Annotated in this window: 13 protein-coding genes; 4 read left to right on the top strand and 9 right to left on the bottom strand. The window is 48.9% G+C overall.

Going from position 1 to position 17,062, the window contains the following annotated elements:
- Nucleotides 1-96 precede the first annotated feature (96 nt).
- Nucleotides 97-342 carry a hypothetical protein gene (locus HGH92_RS23070; protein ID WP_168873093.1) on the top strand — a complete coding sequence of 82 codons (246 nt, stop codon included), beginning with the start codon at nucleotides 97-99 and terminating at the stop codon, nucleotides 340-342.
- Between the two features lie 88 nt (nucleotides 343-430).
- Here HGH92_RS23070 and HGH92_RS23065 read toward each other — a convergent pair whose 3' ends face one another.
- From HGH92_RS23065 to HGH92_RS23025, 9 genes are all read right to left on the bottom strand, one after another.
- Entirely contained in the window at nucleotides 431-1,420 is a 990-nt protein-coding gene (locus tag HGH92_RS23065; RefSeq protein ID WP_168873092.1) for a prolyl hydroxylase family protein, read from the bottom strand.
- An 88-nt stretch (nucleotides 1,421-1,508) separates the two neighbouring features.
- Nucleotides 1,509-1,748, bottom strand: coding sequence for a class I lanthipeptide (locus HGH92_RS23060; RefSeq protein WP_168873091.1), 240 nt, complete (start codon nucleotides 1,746-1,748; stop codon nucleotides 1,509-1,511).
- Between the two features lie 412 nt (nucleotides 1,749-2,160).
- Nucleotides 2,161-3,207 carry a lipase family protein gene (locus tag HGH92_RS23055; protein ID WP_168873090.1) on the bottom strand — a complete coding sequence of 349 codons (1,047 nt, stop codon included), beginning with the start codon at nucleotides 3,205-3,207 and terminating at the stop codon, nucleotides 2,161-2,163.
- 203 nt (nucleotides 3,208-3,410) lie between these two features.
- The gene (locus HGH92_RS23050; protein WP_247654999.1) at nucleotides 3,411-5,567 is read right to left on the bottom strand and encodes a TIM-barrel domain-containing protein; all 2,157 of its coding nucleotides are present in this window, start codon (nucleotides 5,565-5,567) and stop codon (nucleotides 3,411-3,413) included.
- Nucleotides 5,568-5,577: 10 nt separating this feature from the next.
- Nucleotides 5,578-7,260, bottom strand: coding sequence for a RagB/SusD family nutrient uptake outer membrane protein (locus tag HGH92_RS23045; RefSeq protein WP_168873088.1), 1,683 nt, complete (start codon nucleotides 7,258-7,260; stop codon nucleotides 5,578-5,580).
- Nucleotides 7,261-7,279: 19 nt separating this feature from the next.
- Nucleotides 7,280-10,708: a TonB-dependent receptor gene (locus HGH92_RS23040; protein WP_168873087.1), complete on the bottom strand. Its 3,429-nt coding sequence runs from the start codon at nucleotides 10,706-10,708 to the stop codon at nucleotides 7,280-7,282.
- 150 nt (nucleotides 10,709-10,858) lie between these two features.
- The gene (locus HGH92_RS23035; protein WP_168873086.1) at nucleotides 10,859-11,809 is read right to left on the bottom strand and encodes a FecR family protein; all 951 of its coding nucleotides are present in this window, start codon (nucleotides 11,807-11,809) and stop codon (nucleotides 10,859-10,861) included.
- Between the two features lie 77 nt (nucleotides 11,810-11,886).
- Entirely contained in the window at nucleotides 11,887-12,435 is a 549-nt protein-coding gene (locus tag HGH92_RS23030) for an RNA polymerase sigma-70 factor (protein ID WP_168873085.1), read from the bottom strand.
- A 101-nt stretch (nucleotides 12,436-12,536) separates the two neighbouring features.
- The gene (locus HGH92_RS23025) at nucleotides 12,537-14,489 is read right to left on the bottom strand and encodes a glycoside hydrolase family 97 protein (protein ID WP_168873084.1); all 1,953 of its coding nucleotides are present in this window, start codon (nucleotides 14,487-14,489) and stop codon (nucleotides 12,537-12,539) included.
- Nucleotides 14,490-14,723: 234 nt separating this feature from the next.
- Here HGH92_RS23025 and HGH92_RS23020 point away from each other — a divergent pair, with 234 nt between their 5' ends.
- From HGH92_RS23020 to HGH92_RS23010, 3 genes are all read left to right on the top strand, one after another.
- Entirely contained in the window at nucleotides 14,724-15,236 is a 513-nt protein-coding gene (locus tag HGH92_RS23020; RefSeq protein WP_168873083.1) for a hypothetical protein, read from the top strand.
- Nucleotides 15,237-15,313: 77 nt separating this feature from the next.
- Nucleotides 15,314-15,862 (top strand): RNA polymerase sigma-70 factor, encoded by a 549-nt coding sequence (locus HGH92_RS23015; RefSeq protein WP_168873082.1) that lies wholly within the window; start codon nucleotides 15,314-15,316, stop codon nucleotides 15,860-15,862.
- A 73-nt stretch (nucleotides 15,863-15,935) separates the two neighbouring features.
- The gene (locus HGH92_RS23010) at nucleotides 15,936-16,979 is read left to right on the top strand and encodes a FecR family protein (RefSeq protein ID WP_168873081.1); all 1,044 of its coding nucleotides are present in this window, start codon (nucleotides 15,936-15,938) and stop codon (nucleotides 16,977-16,979) included.
- Nucleotides 16,980-17,062 lie beyond the last annotated feature (83 nt).

Below are 17,062 nucleotides of genomic sequence, written 5' to 3'. Positions count from 1 at the left end.
CAAACACAGGATATTTGCATCCGCATGACGCCAGATACAAGCCATGCAAAAATTCTTGTAAACCCTTTATCCGCCCGACAGTTTAACATCATTACCATGAAAAAGACGACTGTAAAAAAATTAAGCCTCAAAATGATCAAGATTGCTCAGCTAAGCGACGACCGAGCGCAATTAATGCTGGGCGGTAACGCCACCCCTACCGCTCCCGGCAGCCCCGCAGGCAGCCCGACGGGCAGTCCAACCGGCCCCATTACCAGCCCTACTTCCAGGACCGCCGTTCCTGCCGGCCCTCCTACATGCGCTACCGGACCTTTTACGGTTGCATGTCCGCACGGATGGTAATGACCAGGCAAATCCTTTTATTATGTACATTAACATCTAACAAAAAAACCTTCAGGATTCTGAAGGTTTTTTTGTTAGATGGCTTTTATCACAAGTGAATCCATATATTACACGCGAACTTGACACCGGCCGTTACCGGCGCTCCTCCGTGCAGCGAATAGATCAGATCGTTGTTTTGTTCATCCAGGTTGACAAAAGCCAGAGCCATACCTTTCTTAGGGCTTATACTAAAACCTATTTCAGGAAATATCGTTTCCCCTCCTTCGTAATCATCGTTCAGGTAAACCAATAGCGTAGCCTTACGTTTCAGGCCTGTTTCAAAAGAGTCAAAATGTGGTTTGTACAACTGCCCTTCTCCATAACGCACACACTGCAGATCTTCTACGCGGGTCGTATCTACTTCCATCAGGTCGGCAGCCCGTTCTATGATGTCCTTAAACAAGGTATCCTGCCGGCAGGTGGTGATAAACGCCGAATAGCTGGTCCTGTTTCCTGTTACTTCGCTGGTGCCGTCCGCCGTCCCGGTCATACTTCTGCTGAACAAGTTATGCTGCTCACAATAATCAATCATATAACTACATTCCTCCTCAGACAAAAAATCTTCCACCGCAAAAATGGTGTCCGTGTATGCTTCCTGTTTAGACGCATCTTCCTGCGCACGTGCTTCACAAAATGTTTTGTCCACAATAATCTCCCGGATGTCCAGGTACTGTAGTACAGTTAATTCACTGATTGCATAAGTGGTGGCATCTGCCGAAAAATATTCCAGGTATACCTGTTGGCCTTCAACCCTTTCTATAATAGCCAACACTTCCTTTTCCTGTATCCGGACAACAGCCATGGTTGGGAAAACAACAGCCGTTGCGATATTACAGGGAGCTGTTTTCAGCTCATGGCGGACGCCCCATTCCTGTAACTGGCTGCTGATGTCCTGTATAGCTATTTCCGGGAATGTTTCTTTCTCATACAACGCAGTCCTTACTGCTAAACGTCCCATATGAATATCGTGCAATCCCAGGAAGTAAATCACCAGATTAGTGGCATAATGATGTGCTATAGTATGGAATCCGGGTTTCATATATTTTCGGTTTAATCATTAAAACAAAGAAGCAAGCAACACTCCAGGGGAGTGTTACTTGCTTGCGGGTTAATTCCACGGTTGTGGATCAAATAGGACAACAAGGACCGACATTGCCATTGGTAATTTGACAGGGATAACCGTTGGTGGCCGCGCAGGGAGATCCGGGCAAAGGGACCGGAGCACCGGGAATTGTATACCCACCGCCGGTAGGAGCGCCGGCAGGACCAGGACCGGTACCACCCCACAGGTTTCTCTGACCTTCAGGACTTAAGCTTGCAATCTCTACTTTGCGCAGGTTCAACTTTTTGAATGTTTGCTTTTTCATTCTTCTGATGTTTAAATAATAAATAAAACAAATCGTTCATCCCGATGACATCTACTGACAATGTGAAATTATTTGACATGGGAAAGACCATACAGGCCTATGCCTGATATGAATGAATGCTACCTTATATATTCCTGAGAAAGGGGTTGTGCTCTTTTACGAAGAGCTGTTTCCGTTGTTCATGGTTATTCGAGAATGATTGTCTTAAATATATCGCTGGCATGGCCCGGACAACGTGTAGTTGTGACCGTTTCCGAATGCGAGGCAATATTACGACAACCCGTATAGGCGGTATAGTTAGAAGTTAACCAGTTTTTCACGGATGTTAACAATACATAAAGAGGCTGCCCAAAGTAATATAATTACTGTTGAGACAACCTCTTTTTTATTTTGATATGTTAGGACAATCTGTTTAGATAACCGCTTCTGCTGTTACCCGCTTACTTTGTATTACCGGAAGCCTGGCACCCAGGAAGGCAGCATAGTAATCCAGCCCATGCTGAGGAGCCACCTGGCCAAGCCAGTCTTTGATGCTGTTCTCGGTAAGTTTAGGGTTCAGGTCCGTCGGGAAGATGATATAGTTATTCTTTATTGGCTGTACGTAGCCATTCTTCGCGAATATGCCTGCAATCGCCATATAAACGTCATGCAGTGTCGTATTCGGGCCGTTAAGAGTGATTGTTTTAGCATTTAGGGTAACGGTAATCTTATTTGCATCCGGTGTTTTAGGCGCGAATGTATTGCTGGTGTACACAAGCCCGGTCACAACAGGGAATTTCGGCACCATGTCATTTTGGTTCTCGTAATGCCATGCTGTAGTCAGTTTGTTGTCCAGGTCCAGTGCAAAATCAGCATTGCCGGCAGCCGGGGCAGCAAACGTGAAAAGCGAAATATTGGAGGTGGAAATATTTCTGTTTATCAGCATCTGCACAAAATAGGAGGCATATACATTGGCTATATTCCCTCCGAGGCTATGCCCGGCAATGATCAGGCTATTACCCGCGCCTGTTGCATGAGTAAGGAGATATTCGCCAACGTTTTTACCAGATCCCAGCGCATCTTCCATGAGGAGCAGGTTGGTGAAGGCAATATAGGCTCCTGCGGCAATCAGGGGCTTTTGGGTAGTGGGCGCATAGGGCCAGTGCAGCATGACAATCGCATTCAGGTCTTCCAGTATCCAGTTTGCGAAAGTGTTCCAGTCACTAAACTTGTCGACAACTGAGCCACGGATGACCAGCGCATACTTTTTTTCGGAAGCGTTAAACGCAACAAATGCATAGTTGTCGTCGATAGTCGGCTTACCGTTCCAGACTATTTTCCAACCAGGCATGAGCGTGCCAATGTCATTGACAATATTCGTATCGAGCGTCAATGAGCACAGCTGTACTGCCACTTTTGCATCTGCGGGTTGTTGGCCACCATAGGACTGGGCCGTTGTTTGGGAGGTCTTGGATTCCATAGTAAATGGTATTTGAGGGTGAAAAAAAATGGTTAAGGGTTACATGGTTATATTGAGTGGTCGAATTTAGTAAAATTATTTGGATTCCTCACATAATAAATAAATTTACAAAATACATACAAAACGCGTCTGCTCCAAAGGTAAAAGGGAGAGCTGCGTGTTGCAACATGCAGTCCTCCCTTTACCGTTTTTTAGCAACCGGTTTATCTGCCGGAGCTTTCAGGCAGCATAAACCGCCACTTGATATTTTTGTAGGCCACTTTTAGCCCCTGCTTGTTTTCTATCACTACCTGCCCCTGCCATTTGGCATGTTTGTCCTTTTTTGCGGACAGCCGGTATTGCATATACTTACCTTGCTGGTAGTCGTACGATTGTCCGTCGTCGTCATACAGCACAGCGGTACTTTCCGCCTCGCCGTAATGGCGGATTTCCAGCGGCAGCTGCTCATCAGGCGCCGGCGTGTGCGTTACCGGCGGTATCATCGGAATAATGCCACCGTCTCTTACATACAGCGGTATTTTATCCAGCCCCGGTGTTGCTTCGATAATATTACCGTTCCCAACGTATTCACCGGTGTAGAAGTCGTACCATTTGCCCTGTGGCAGTATCACCTTCCTGGTGGTCTGCCCTGTGAACATAGGTGCTACCAACAGATCATCTCCCAGCATAAACTGGTCTTTTACATCTTCCCGTAACGCCATACGGTAAGGGTTCTCTGTTCCGTCGAGTGCGGCCTTCTGAGACTGGTGCTGAAAAGAGAAGCCCTCCACCAGGTTCATCGCCCTCACCGGAGGTTTACCTTCCAGGTAGTATTGGGAGAAAACTGTGTAGAGGTAGGGGAACAACTGCATTCTCAGTAATGCCACGTCTTTTACCTGTTTCTCCACTTCAGGGAAACTCCAGGGTTTGGTGCCATCAGCCCATGCATTAAGCATGGCCATGGGAGAAAAGCAGGCAGACTGCATACGTCTCAACCACTCCTCTGCTGTTTTGGAGGCCCTTACCTCCGGCGTCCAGAGTACTCCGATAAAACTGCTGTTACACAATGCGGTGATAAAATCGCGATGGTTGTAATAGTCGTTATAGATCACATAGGGAAAGGAGGATGCTCCGGCGTTGGAGGCGCGTACCAGTCCATATGTCCGTACGCCTTTCTCTCTGAACCACCCGGTGGTAAGCCGCTGCATCATTACCCCGTATACCTGCCGCATTTGTTCGGCTGTTGTTCCGGAGGGGAATGTGGCCACGTCCGGCCACAACCAGCTGTCTACGCCATCCACTTCATCGATTTTGTATCCGGAGACACCGATGTCCACGTGCTGTGTTTTGAAGATATTTTTGTACAGCTGTTGCGCCGCCGGTAAAGTAAGGTCCGGTACGAGGCCGTTCCATACGGTATGAGAACCGGACAACGGCTTCGCGGCACTATACAAAGAGGAAGCCGGCGATAAATAAGGATTCAGCCATAAGTTTAACCGGATGCCTTTGGCCTGCATCTCTTTTACAAAAGCAGCCGGATCGGGGAACCTTGACTTGTCCCATTCAAAAGTGCAGGGATAAGCTTTTGTTTGCCAACCGGGTTCCAGCCCGATGAAATCCAGTGGAAAACCGTGTTCATTAAACGCTGTCGCTTCCGCTTTCACCTGGGCTGCGGTAGAGAGGGTGGGCATACGGTGCGTAAAGCCGAGGCCCCACTTGGGAGGAAGCACGCCGCCGCCATTGAACAGGTTATACCGTTGTACCGCTTCCATCGAATTTTTACCGGCAAAAACATATATCTCTGTACCAGCCGCCGGCACCAGCATTTCCACCGCATCGGAATAAGGCTGCGCGCTCCAGTCAGGCTCCGTGTTCCGGTCATATACCCTCGGCGGATGCTGGCTGTTGACCCGTACGGCAGTGCCGGCATATACAGTGATATAACGGGCGCTGTTTATCAGCACGCCATAACCACTGCTGGAAACGTAAAAGGGCACCGGCGCATGTGAACGGCCATCGTCCCGCCCCTGATAGTGGTCCATATGCAGGTTCAATATCTGCCCTCTGCGGTTCACCGTTTTAAATTGCAGGCCCAGTCCAAACAATTGTTCTTCCTCCTGCAAAGGAAAACGCAGGTACACCTTTCCTTCTTTTATTTCGGCGCTACACTCGGCCTGGGGCAGCGGAAAGGGTGCCTCTCCGAGCTTTTGCAGCGCCTCTTTCCGGGGACTGCCACCTGCCGTCGTCAGTAGGTCCACTTTGTCAGGCTGCCCTACGGTTGCCTTCCAGACACCCGGCGCTACAGGTTCCCATTGCAAGGGCACAGACTGTGCCTGCGCCAAAAGGCCGGAAAACATACAGATCAGAAAAAACCATCTCATCTTCATAAAATTATTGCAGGGGATCAAAAGCACCTCCATCCCATCCGTTTGTTTGTTTAAGATTGCCATTCAACTCCAGGTGCTTGGTGTTGATGGGATAAAAATAGTAGTTAGGTTTAAAGTCTATTTTGAATACTTTGTCCACCGCCACCAGCGAGTCTTTGAAGTACTTGTCGTAGCTGATATCGAGGTTGACGGTGTCCTGTATTTTGTTGAATTCGTTCTGTGGTATCAATAACGTGATGACGAGGCCATGTCTTACTTTTCCATTCAGTTCCTGTTCAAACAGTTTCCATCGTCTCAGGTCCCAGTAGCGCTTTCCTTCATAGGCAAACTCTATTTTTCTTTCCAGCCGGATGGCCTCTCTCATGGATTCCGCAGTCATACCGGCTTTCATGCCGTACAGGTTGTCCCCGCCGGCTTCTATGCCGGCGCGCTTGCGGATAAGCTTCAGTATCTCGTACGCCTCGCTGGTTTTACCTGTTTCGTTGGCACACTCCGCGAGGTTCATCAGCACTTCGGCGAAACGTATTTCCACCCAGTCGGTACTGCTGTTGTAGGTAAAGAACTTCGAATAACTGACGTCTACCGCTTTCTTGCAATAAAACCCTGTTTCCGAAAGGTATTGTGTTTCCGCGCCCACATAGTTCCATTGCCTCCTCCCCGCTTTTCCGCTCAGCTCCCACGGACATCCGTTGTAGGCGATGGTCGCCGCAAAGCGCGGGTCCCTGTTTCGCCAGTAATGTACGGCATCATAGCCTGCAGCGGGATCTGTGACGGGCAGGCCACTTTTCATGGGAAAAGCATTGACCATTTCAAGGGTAGGATGATTGGCGCCGGTACTGTTTTGCGCTTCACTCAGCGGACGGGTAGCGGCATTCCAGTCATTTACCTTATCGGGGTAGGAATACCGGTTTACGAAAACGACCTCTTTGTTCATTTCATCCAGCCATATGTTGGCAAATTTATCGTACAGCCCCGCCCCTGCGGCTTCCAGCACTTCTCTGGCCGACTTGTTCGCGTCATAGGCTTTTTGCCACCTTGCCGGGTCATTGGCCGGATTGAATTGCGGGCTTGCATAGTACAGCAATATCCTTCCTTTCAAGGCCAGCGCGGCCCCCTGGGTGATCCTCCCGATGTCGCTGCCTGTCCACGACGGAGGCAATAGCTTCGCGGCATTGTCCAGGTCTGCCACCATCTGGTCAATACAGGCCGATGTTTTATTCCTCGCCACCGCCAGGTTGTCTGTAACCTGCTGTGGTTCGAGAATCAGCGGCACCCCTCCGTACAATCGCACCATCTGGAAATAACGCCACGCCCTGAAAAAGAACGCCTGTCCCTTCAACAGGTCCCTCGTTGCGGCAGGCAGGGTGCCTCCATCAATATTTTTCAGGAGGATGTTAATGTTCCTGATCTTATCAAAGGGCCACAGGTCGAAAGAAGTGATGGTCAGCTGACCGTACATCACGGCATCACCTCCCGGCGCTTCATCTGAAGTGCCGGCATCTGAAGTGTTCCAGCCGGGAAGGTTATCTTCATACAGGCGGTTCACATAAGCAGTGGCCAGCTTGTTGTCTTTCCATATGTCCGACTCATTGACAGCGCTCAGGTCTTTTTTGTCCAATACCTTGCTGCAGCCGGTGAAACAAGCCAGCAAGAACAAGGCGCATATCGTAGTATATCCGAATTTCATAACTATTTTGCTTTTCACGTTATAAGGTAATGTTCAGGCCGAAGGTGTAGTTCTTCATCAGCGGATAAGATCGCATGCTGGCCGCTTCCGGGTCTCTGACCTTTACATGGTCTTCCAGCAGCAACAGATTGGTGCCGGAGAAGAACAGGCGTACGCCGGCGAGGCCGTATTTTTTCATTAAAGACCGCGGCAGATCATACGACAGGTTTACATTTTTTAACCGTAAAAAGGAGCCGTTCCGTAACCAGAAGGACGAAGCCTCACCGGCTACATTTCTGGCCACCCGGGGCAGTGCGGCATTGGGATTTTCAGGTGTCCAGTGATCGTTCCAGTAAGCAAAATTTGTTTCTTCCGTTCTGGCCTGCGCGTTGCGGGCATCGATCATTATTTTACTACCTGCCAGTCCCTGGAAAACCAGGTCAAGCCCCAGCCCTTTCCAGGTGCATCCCAGGGCTATGCCATAATTCACGGGAGGGATGCTGTAGTTAGCGATGTATTGCGCATCGTTGTCATCGATTTTTCCGTCCGGCTTGTCATCTACCGCGCCGCGGACATCCCGGTAATTAAGCATGCCCAGCTCCGGTTTCTGACCGAAGATGGTGTAACCGGCAGGCAATGCATCGAGGTCTGCCTGCGTACGGATAATACCGGTGGCTTCATATCCCCAGATACGGTTCATGTTGTAACCGACAACGGACTTATAGGCACGTTGATTGGCCGGTTCGTCCTGCACCTTCACTTCGTTGGTGGCATATCCGAAATTGGCGGACACATAGTAGTTGAAATGATTATTCACTGCGGCGTTATACCGTGCTGACAGTTCAAAGCCCCTTGCATTGATCACCCCATAATTTTCTGCAGGGAGCGTGGCGCCAAAAGTGGAGGGCACGCTCTGTTGCCGTGCGCCCAGGATGTCATAGGTATGGGTACGGAACACATCAGCGGAAAAATTCAGTTTGCCTTGTAGCAGATAAGCGTCCAGCCCGCCATTCCACGATATGGATTTTTCCCAGGTAATATCCGGGTTCGACAAAGAGCCGGGCGTGACACCGCTGGTAATACCACTGAAAACAGCGCCGTTGGCCACATTGTACCGTTGCATCCACTGCCAGCCGCCAACGGCATCATTCCCAATCAACGCAATGGTGCTCCTCAATTTAAGATCGTTGACAAACGATACATTGTCTTTAAAGAAAGGCTCTTCTGAAATACGCCATACGGCGGAAAACGAAGGGAAGAAGCCCCAACGTTTCGAAGGCGAGAACTTCACAGAGCCATCATACCGGAAAGCTCCCTCCAGGATATATTTGTCGGCGTAGTTGTAATTGAGCCTGCCGATATACGAAGCGCGGCCATCTTCCCATCCGTTGCCATTGGCAAACTGGCTGGCGGCGCTGCCGGCAAACAGCTGATCGATAGACGGCGAGACAAAATTGTTCCGCTGGCCGTTGAAATTGTTGCCATTGCTTTCTGCCTGTTCGTACACCAGCAACGCGCTTAGTTTATGAGCGCCGAAGGCACGGTTATACGAAATATATCCATCCAGCTGATAAGCCTCCTGGTTGTCATAGGATTCGTACAGGAATTCACCGTCATTGCGCACTTTCACGCTCTCCGGTTCATCGGTGACAATATGGTTGTGGTCTCCTGTGCGTTTAAATACGGACAGTTCATAAGGCAGACTGAACTGCTTGATGAAATTGGTGCGGGAGTATTTATTGAACATCACTTTCAGTTCAAGGCCCGGTACCGCCGGTATTTTATAGCGAAGCGTGGCAATGGTGTTGTAATTGGTAAATTTCTTTTTGTTATAGCCGGTCTGGCCTTCTGTGATCGCCAGTGGCGACCATTCCACGTAGGTGCCGTTCAGTTTACCGTTGATATACGGTGGTACGGTCTGTGTCCGGAAGAGGAAAGCTTTATACAGATCTTCCATATTGTCGCCATCGTTGTCGTAGCGCCAGTAAGGCTTTTGGTCATTCCTTACATCCATGCTTACGTTCAGGGAAGCGGTGAGGTTGCTGGTGATATCAGCTTCCACATTGGCCCGCAGGGTGTTCTTGCGAAAGTCGAGTTTATTAAAAGAGCCGGTGGCATAGAAGTAGGTACCGTTCATAAAATACCGCACCCTGGCAGAACCGCCGCTGACCGACAGCGAATGCCGGGTAGTCACAGGATTTTTCCAGGCCTCATCTATCCAGTTCCAGTTATGTGTTTTAAAGTACTCCAGTTCATCGGGAGAATAGTACCGGGCGTCGTTGGTGGGGATGTTGTCTATACGCAGCGCATCGTTGATGGTCATGGCCTGATGGTAGGCATTCTGCACGTCCGGAATATGAATGGGCTTCTCCACCCCTACCGAACCGCTGTACGAGATAGCTGTTTTCCCTTCCCTGCCCTGCCGGGTGGTGACGAGGATGACGCCGTTGGCCGCGCGGGAGCCGTATACCGCCGCAGAAGCACCATCTTTTAAGATGGAGATGTTCTCCACTTCACTGGGGTCCAGCGCGTCAAAGGCAAATTTGTCGCGTACCACGCCGTCGATGACGTACAGGGGATCAGTATTGTTCCAGGTACTTGCCGCGCGTATGGTGATGGCGGAGGCCATGCCCGGCTTACCGCCGGATTGTGTGATACGCACGCCGGACAATCTGCCCGCAAGGGCGTTAGAGAGATTCGCTACCGGCTGGTCTTTTATTTCCTTTCCTGCGACGGTGGCAATAGAACCTGCGAGCGTGGCTCTTTTCTCTGTTCCATATCCTACCACCACGATTTCATTTAATCCACTGGCGGCGCTGCTCAGCATAACATCGAGGCGGTTGCTGCCGCCTGCGGTGGTTTCGCGGCGATTGAATCCGATGTAGGAAAAGACCAGGATTGCATGAGGCGCGCTGGCGATGGTATAATGTCCGTTTTTGTCCGTCACTGTTCCGCCGGGCATGTCTTTCACCTGTACAGTTACCCCTACCAGCGGAGTGCCGAGCGAGTCTTTTACCGTACCGGAGATGTGAAAGGTGTCTGCAACAGCCTGTGCCCCTTTGTGCTGGCCCGGGGCTGCCGGCGCCCGTTGTGCGCTGCTTTGCACGCCGGCTTTGGGTGGATTGCTTTTCACCGTGATGGTATTGCCCGACTTTTTGAAAGACCAGTTCAGCTTCTCTGCGAGGCTGTCCAGTATATTGTTGGCCGTCAGGCTGCGGGCGTTGATGCGCACCATCGTATCAGGATTGATACTGCTGGCATCGAATACAAAAGTGACCGCTGTTTGCTGGTTGATAACAGAGAATAATTTTCTTACAGAGATGTTTTGGAAGTTTTCTGTGATAACGTGGTTCATTTGGGCATTTACATTTCTCCCGGACGAGATATTGAATGCTAACAGTTCTGCGAGGAAATAGACAATAAGGCATCTAACCCACCACAGTAATACCCTGGTTGATCTTTTTTTCATACTTTTAACGTGTTTTTGTTTAAGCAAACGTCGCCTGTGCGCGGAGGCTCCACTTTCCGCACGATGACGCATTTTTACATGAACAGGCCGGTAGTCCTGTCAGATTACCGGCATTTTTTAAATGCGGTGATTACATCTGTTTATTTGGGTTTAAAATTCTGACAGAATGATTTTTCCTGCTTCCATCCTGTATTTAAAGTCATAATTAAAAGACAGGCTTTCCAGTACTTCCTGTAACGCAGGATTACTGTATTCTCCCGTAAGCCGCCATTGGCGCGACTTCAATTGGCTGATTTCAAATTGTACTCCATAAAACCGCTCCAGTTTGGTGAGGACTTCGTCGATATTGGCATTGTCGAAATAAATAATCATCTGTTTCCAGGCGAACCGTTTCCTGAAGTCGAATTTCTCTTTTTTGAGCTGGTTTTCCTGTGCTGTATATATCACTTCTTCCCCGGGTGCCAGTATAACGCCAGGTGTATCCCCTTTAGCTACCAGTACTTTGCCATTGGCCAGCGATACAATGGTCTGTGGATCTTCAGTAAAAGCGGTGACATTAAAAGCTGTTCCCAGCGCCGTGACAGCCAGTTTGCCGGTATGCACGGTAAAGGCTTTTCCCGGTTGACCGTGAATATCGAAACAGGCTTCGCCCTGTAGCTGCACGTCGCGGTGCTGGCGGCCGAAGCCACGCCTGACCTTTAATACAGAACATGCGTTGAGCGTTACCGTAGAGCCGTCTGCCAGGCGAAAGCTCCTGATTTCGCCAAATGAAGTGGTATATTCTTTTTCATAACCGCGGAAATAATTAAAATACAGCAGGCCTCCTCCTGCTAAAAAAATCAACATGGCAGCAGCCACCCACCACCTTCCGCGGGAGGCATAGGTACTTCCCGGGGCAGGCAACGCACGGAGCCCTTCATCAAGGCCGGACAACTGTTCCCATCCTTTCCGCTGTTTCCTGTCGTACTTCCTTTCACTATGCACATCGGGGTATTCGTCCAGATCGTTCTCATCCAGCCACCGGTACACCATGCTTTCCTCTTCAGGAGTACATTCACCATTAAAATATTTTTCCAGCAGAGCTCTGTCTATGGGCGCCATAGCATTATTCTTGAAAAGGCCGTCGGTATATAAGTGTATAAAACACCGGTCATACCCTAAACCGGGTTAAAAAAAATTTAAAATTTTCCTGTGGCTATCTTTCTAAGCGCGAGCGATACATGATATTCCACGGTTTTGACAGATATCTCCATCCTGTTGGCTATCTCCGGATAGGTAAGACCGTTATAGCGGCTGAGGTAAAAAATTTCCCTTGTTTTATGTGACAGGGACGCGAGCAGGCTATGAAGATATGCCTGCATGTCTTTGTAGCGGATATGCTCTTCCGGGCCATCCAGCGGCCGGGGCACAGCAGCGTTTTCAGTCGCCTGCTTTTTCTTTTGCCTCATTTTGAGATAAAAAAAGGCGGTATATTTCGCGCAGCGGGTGATATAGTTTTCAAGTGACCCTTTTAGTTCGATTTTCTCCCGTCGCAGCCAGAGGGACGTAAACACGTCCTGTACAATGTCTTCCGCGTCTTCTTCAGAACCGGTATAGTAAAAAGCTATGTTGTATATCTTCCGTTCATAGGATTGATATATCAGCCGAAACACCATAGCGTCACCCTGTGCCAGCCCTGTTAACAAGTAGATATCATCGTTGGAAAGGGGCGATAATTCAGGCGCCATTCACTGTTGAATTTAGGCGGAAGGTAGTGATAATATCAGGCAGATTATAGTGGTATTTAAGCGATTTATGTATGGATTTTAGCAGGTGACAGGGAGGCCGGTTATTGGGGCTTTAATACGGCCACAAACCCTCCTCTTGGAAGCATATGCACATCGATAGTGCTGCTGCTGTCCACCAATACCTGCTTTTCCAGGAAGACTTTGTCATGACTGCCGTCTTCAATCAGTAACAGTTTATATTTGCCGGCCGAAGGCAAAAATCCCAGGTCAATTTTAGTGTTCAGGTTATTTGACACCGCATTTATGCCACCAATGTACCAGCGATCGCCATGACGGCGCGCCATAATTGCGCTTTTCCCGGGATATCCGCTTAACAGCCGGGTATCATCCCACGCCGCAGGCACTTCCTTCAGGAAAGACCTTGCCCTGTCAGGCAAGTCCATATATCCTTCCGGGCGGTCCGCCATATGCTGGAAACCGGATTCAAACAGTACACTTAACGCCAGTTCATGACCGTACGATGTGATATGCGGATACTGTGAGTTGGTAAACGTTACCGGCGTATAATCCATTGCGCCCACCACATTCCTTGTAAATGGCAGTATGGCGTTGTGCACCGGTGCTGCCGGGGTAAAGTCCGGGCCGTTGTTATACCATTCAGCGCCACGAACAGCTTCATAGGTCATCAGGTTTGGATAGGTCCTCGCCCAGCCTCTTGGCACCAGGCAGCCATGAAAATATACCATCATTTCACAGCTGGCAGCGTCTTCCAGTATGTCCAGGTAATACCGGACCATGTCCTGCTTTTCACTTTCAAAAAAATCGACCTTAACACCTGCAAACCCCAGCTTCTTCAACTTTGTAAATTCCGCTATCCGGCTTTCATGCGTCAACAGCCGGTCCCTCGGAGTAGCCTGAACGCCGGTATGTTTCCCGCCAGAGTTGTACCAGATGAGCGGCTTTACACCCAGTGATCTGATATAGGCGGCCGCGTCTTCCAGGTTTCCTCCATTGCCCATTGCATCCCACTCCCAGTCCAGCAAGGTATAATCCCAGTTCATGAAGGCAGCCAGGTCTGCAAACTTTGTAACGGTCCGGTAGTCCTTTGTACCATGATTACTGGACCAGTAATTCCAGGACACCACACCCGGTTTTATCCATGAGGTGTTGGTAAGTACAGACGGAGGAGAGACATCGTCGACCAGCGTAGACTGAACGATATCTCCCAGGCTGCCGATTATCACCACTCTCCATGGTGATTTCCAGGGCAGGCTGATAGCAGGCTGTGATGCGCCAATACCGTTTCCGTCACGTGCATCGGGAAAGGTGATTTTATACTTTGCCTTGTCTTTCTTATTGCTCAGCTTCGATCCGCAATAATTGCGGTTTACATCTGCTTCATGCAACAGAAACCAACAGTCTCCGTTGGTGTTATTAAATAGAGCCGGATAACACCATTCCTGCTGCACACTATCATCTCTACCCTCCGTATAAAAACCCTCGTTGGCCGTATTCCATTTTTCCATCCAACGTTTGGAGGACGCCGGGATTGAATAGGCAGTGAGTTCATCCAGCAGGGTGAATGTCCCCTTGTTTTCCGGGAACTCATAGCGGAAAGCAACACCATCGTTGTAGGCCCTGATAATGACATTTATTTTAGCACCGGTGCGGCTTTCCAAAAACACCACTGTTTCGTATGCGCTGTTACTGCAGTCAGATTTTTTTCCATGAAGCGCCGTATAGCGCTCATTGACAATCCTGGGCACGCCTGCTTTAATGAACCTGAGCTCACTGGAGAAGTCCTGGTCATTTCTGATCAGCCCCAGATCAATTTTGGGCAAAACATCTGTTAATCCCTGCGGACCGTTATAAGAGGCTTTCAGGTACCATTCGCCTGTCTTTCCGCCGTTGGCGCCGATCAGTGATATCGTAATTTTTTTATTGGGCGATTGAATGGTGACCTGCCGGGCGTATACTTTCGGCAAGGCGAGAACAAGGAGGAATAAAACGGTAATTTTTGCTTTCGTAACGTGGAATTTCAAATAATACAGCATTCTTTCTGATTTAAGCAAGGTGCAAAGTCAGCACAAACTAAATATTATTTGTCATTTTAACAATTATTACCAGGCAACAACCGGCCCACATGAGACTTTATGGTGAAGGTAATCCGTCGTACCCTATATGAACTAATTGTTACCAGGTGAGGGATTTATCTTTTTCAAACGAATATATTATAAAGGCTATCGTAGCAAGTTATTCACTATACCTGTCATTTAATGTAAAAAGTTATGCGTAATTCTATCCCTGTAAAAGTACTGGCGCTATTGGCAGCAGGGCAGCTGCTAATGGCATCGTGTAAGAAGAGCCGGGACGCCGCTCCTGACAAATCCGCCAAATACGGACTCGTAGCAGGCAACTGGCAACAAAAAGATATTGTCTTTGCCGTTCCGGTAAAGCTCGGCGGACAAAATATTCCCGCCGGTACCAGCATCATTAAACTGGCGCCCCTCCTGGGCCAGGCCGGTGCCTTGTTTACCTGTACCACTGCCAACATGTATCAGTTCGGCGCCGATGGCAAGTTCAACATCAAAGGCTGCACGGAGCTGATACTGCCTGTTGCCGGCAATGCAGGCACCTGGAAACTGGACGTACACGATGCGGTATTTCTGCTCACCAATGAAAAAGGCAATAATGATCCGCACTGGATCGAAAATGTGAGCGATTCCACCCTGGACCTGTCTGTCACCGTCACTATCCCGGGCGTGGCTACCGCCCCGTTAGTATTGAAACTGAAGAAGTAAGGAGCCTCCAAAATAACAATAATATAATCGGCAATTCCTTGTATCTTGTTTAGGGCCATTAGATATTTGCGGTCATTATGGAAAGTATCGTACAGGATATAAAGAATGGAAATATCGGGTGTTTCAAAATGATATATCAGCAATATCATGAAAAGCTCTATTTCTACGTATTGAAATGTACACATTCCGCTTACCTGTCTGAAGAGACAGTACAGCTGTCTTTCATATTACTTTGGGAGAAAAGGGAAAAACTGTCAGCAAACTATGATATCTCCACGCAGCTTTTCCGTATAGCCAAAAGCGTGATGGCCGATCTCCTGCGCAAGCAACAGGTCAGAAACCGGCATACCGAGACCATGGTCCGGGAAACACCCGACTGGCATATGGAAACAGACCTTACCGTGAAAGAAGAACTAGCGCGGGTATACAACAGCATAGAACAATTGTCCCCCGTCAGGAGGAACGTTTTTAAACTAAGCCGCTTTGAAGGTCTTCCACATAAAGAAATAGCCAGGCAGTTGTCCATCTCTCCCAAAACAGTTGAAAACCATATTGTACGTGCCATACGGCAACTAAAAGACTCCCTGTTATTGTTATTACCGGCCATCCTCTCCTGGCTTTGCTGATCCTTTTTCTCACCTGAATATTTACTTATTGTTAAGCAGTGAGGGATTTACTGTTTTCAAACGAATACTATATATGAAGCACCCAGCAGCATTAATTGAAAAGTTTTTACGGGGAGAATGTAATGAAGCAGAAAAGCAGGCTGTCACCGCTTATTTCGCGGAACATCCGGAAGCAGTACAACCCTGTTTAACTGATGAAAGCTGGCATTCTTTTCATCCGGAGCATACTTTACCAACAGACGTTTCCGATAAAATGCTGACCGTCATTGAAAGTGGTACCTGGCAAAAGAAAAAGGTGAAGGCCATTTATTACAGATGGGCTGCGGCGGCAGTACTGGGTGTGGCTCTTACCGGTTTTGCATGGCACCAATACCATCATCAGCCGCCAGCTCCGATAGCGGCTGCAACACCGGTTGCACATGCTGTTACGGTGCCTGACACTTATGTGCAACAGGCCAACCATACGCGGAAAATAATGTCTGTTCGTCTGAAAGACGGCAGCATGGCAGCATTGGCGCCAGGCAGCCAGTTAAAATACCTGTCTTCATTTGCGGTCACCGGCCGGGAAATATTTTTAACAGGCGAAGCCACCTTCAAAGTCGCGCCCGACAAAAACAAACCCTTTACGGTGCATGCAGGCAGCCTGGCCACCACGGCGCTGGGGACCGTATTTAAAATCACCGCCTGGAACTCCGCAGAAGGGCCTGTCCGCGTGCAACTGATCAGCGGCAAAGTAAAGGTGCAGCCAGACAGCCTGGCGGGCATTAAAACGCTGCACCCCACCTATCTGATGCCCGGCGAAGACCTCTCTTTTGACCCGGTGAAAATGACCGTGGCAGTCAGTAAAACCCTACACGCTCCCGTAAAGCAGGTGATCGCGAAACCGGAGAAGGAAATATTCACGTTCAACAATGAACCGCTGGCGAATATTTTCAGGCTGATATCAGAAAAATACCACGTCACTATTCAATGCCAGCAAGGTACGCTCACTGACATGAGCTTTACCGGAACATTCGATAGCAGCAAAGAATCCCTGACCGATTTTCTGTCTACCATCGCCACGTTAAACAACCTGACGATGAAACAAACAAACAATATCATTTACATAACCCCTTAAGCCGGGTATAATCATCTTTAACTGTAACCAACTGCATCCTGAAAAGGCTGCCTGTGACTCCTTTTGCCTAAAAATGAAATATT

Source organism: Chitinophaga varians, assembly GCF_012641275.1.
GTDB lineage: Bacteria > Bacteroidota > Bacteroidia > Chitinophagales > Chitinophagaceae > Chitinophaga > Chitinophaga varians_A.
The sequence above is the reverse complement of the archived record's forward strand: the minus strand, read 5'-3'. Positions and strand labels throughout refer to the sequence as shown.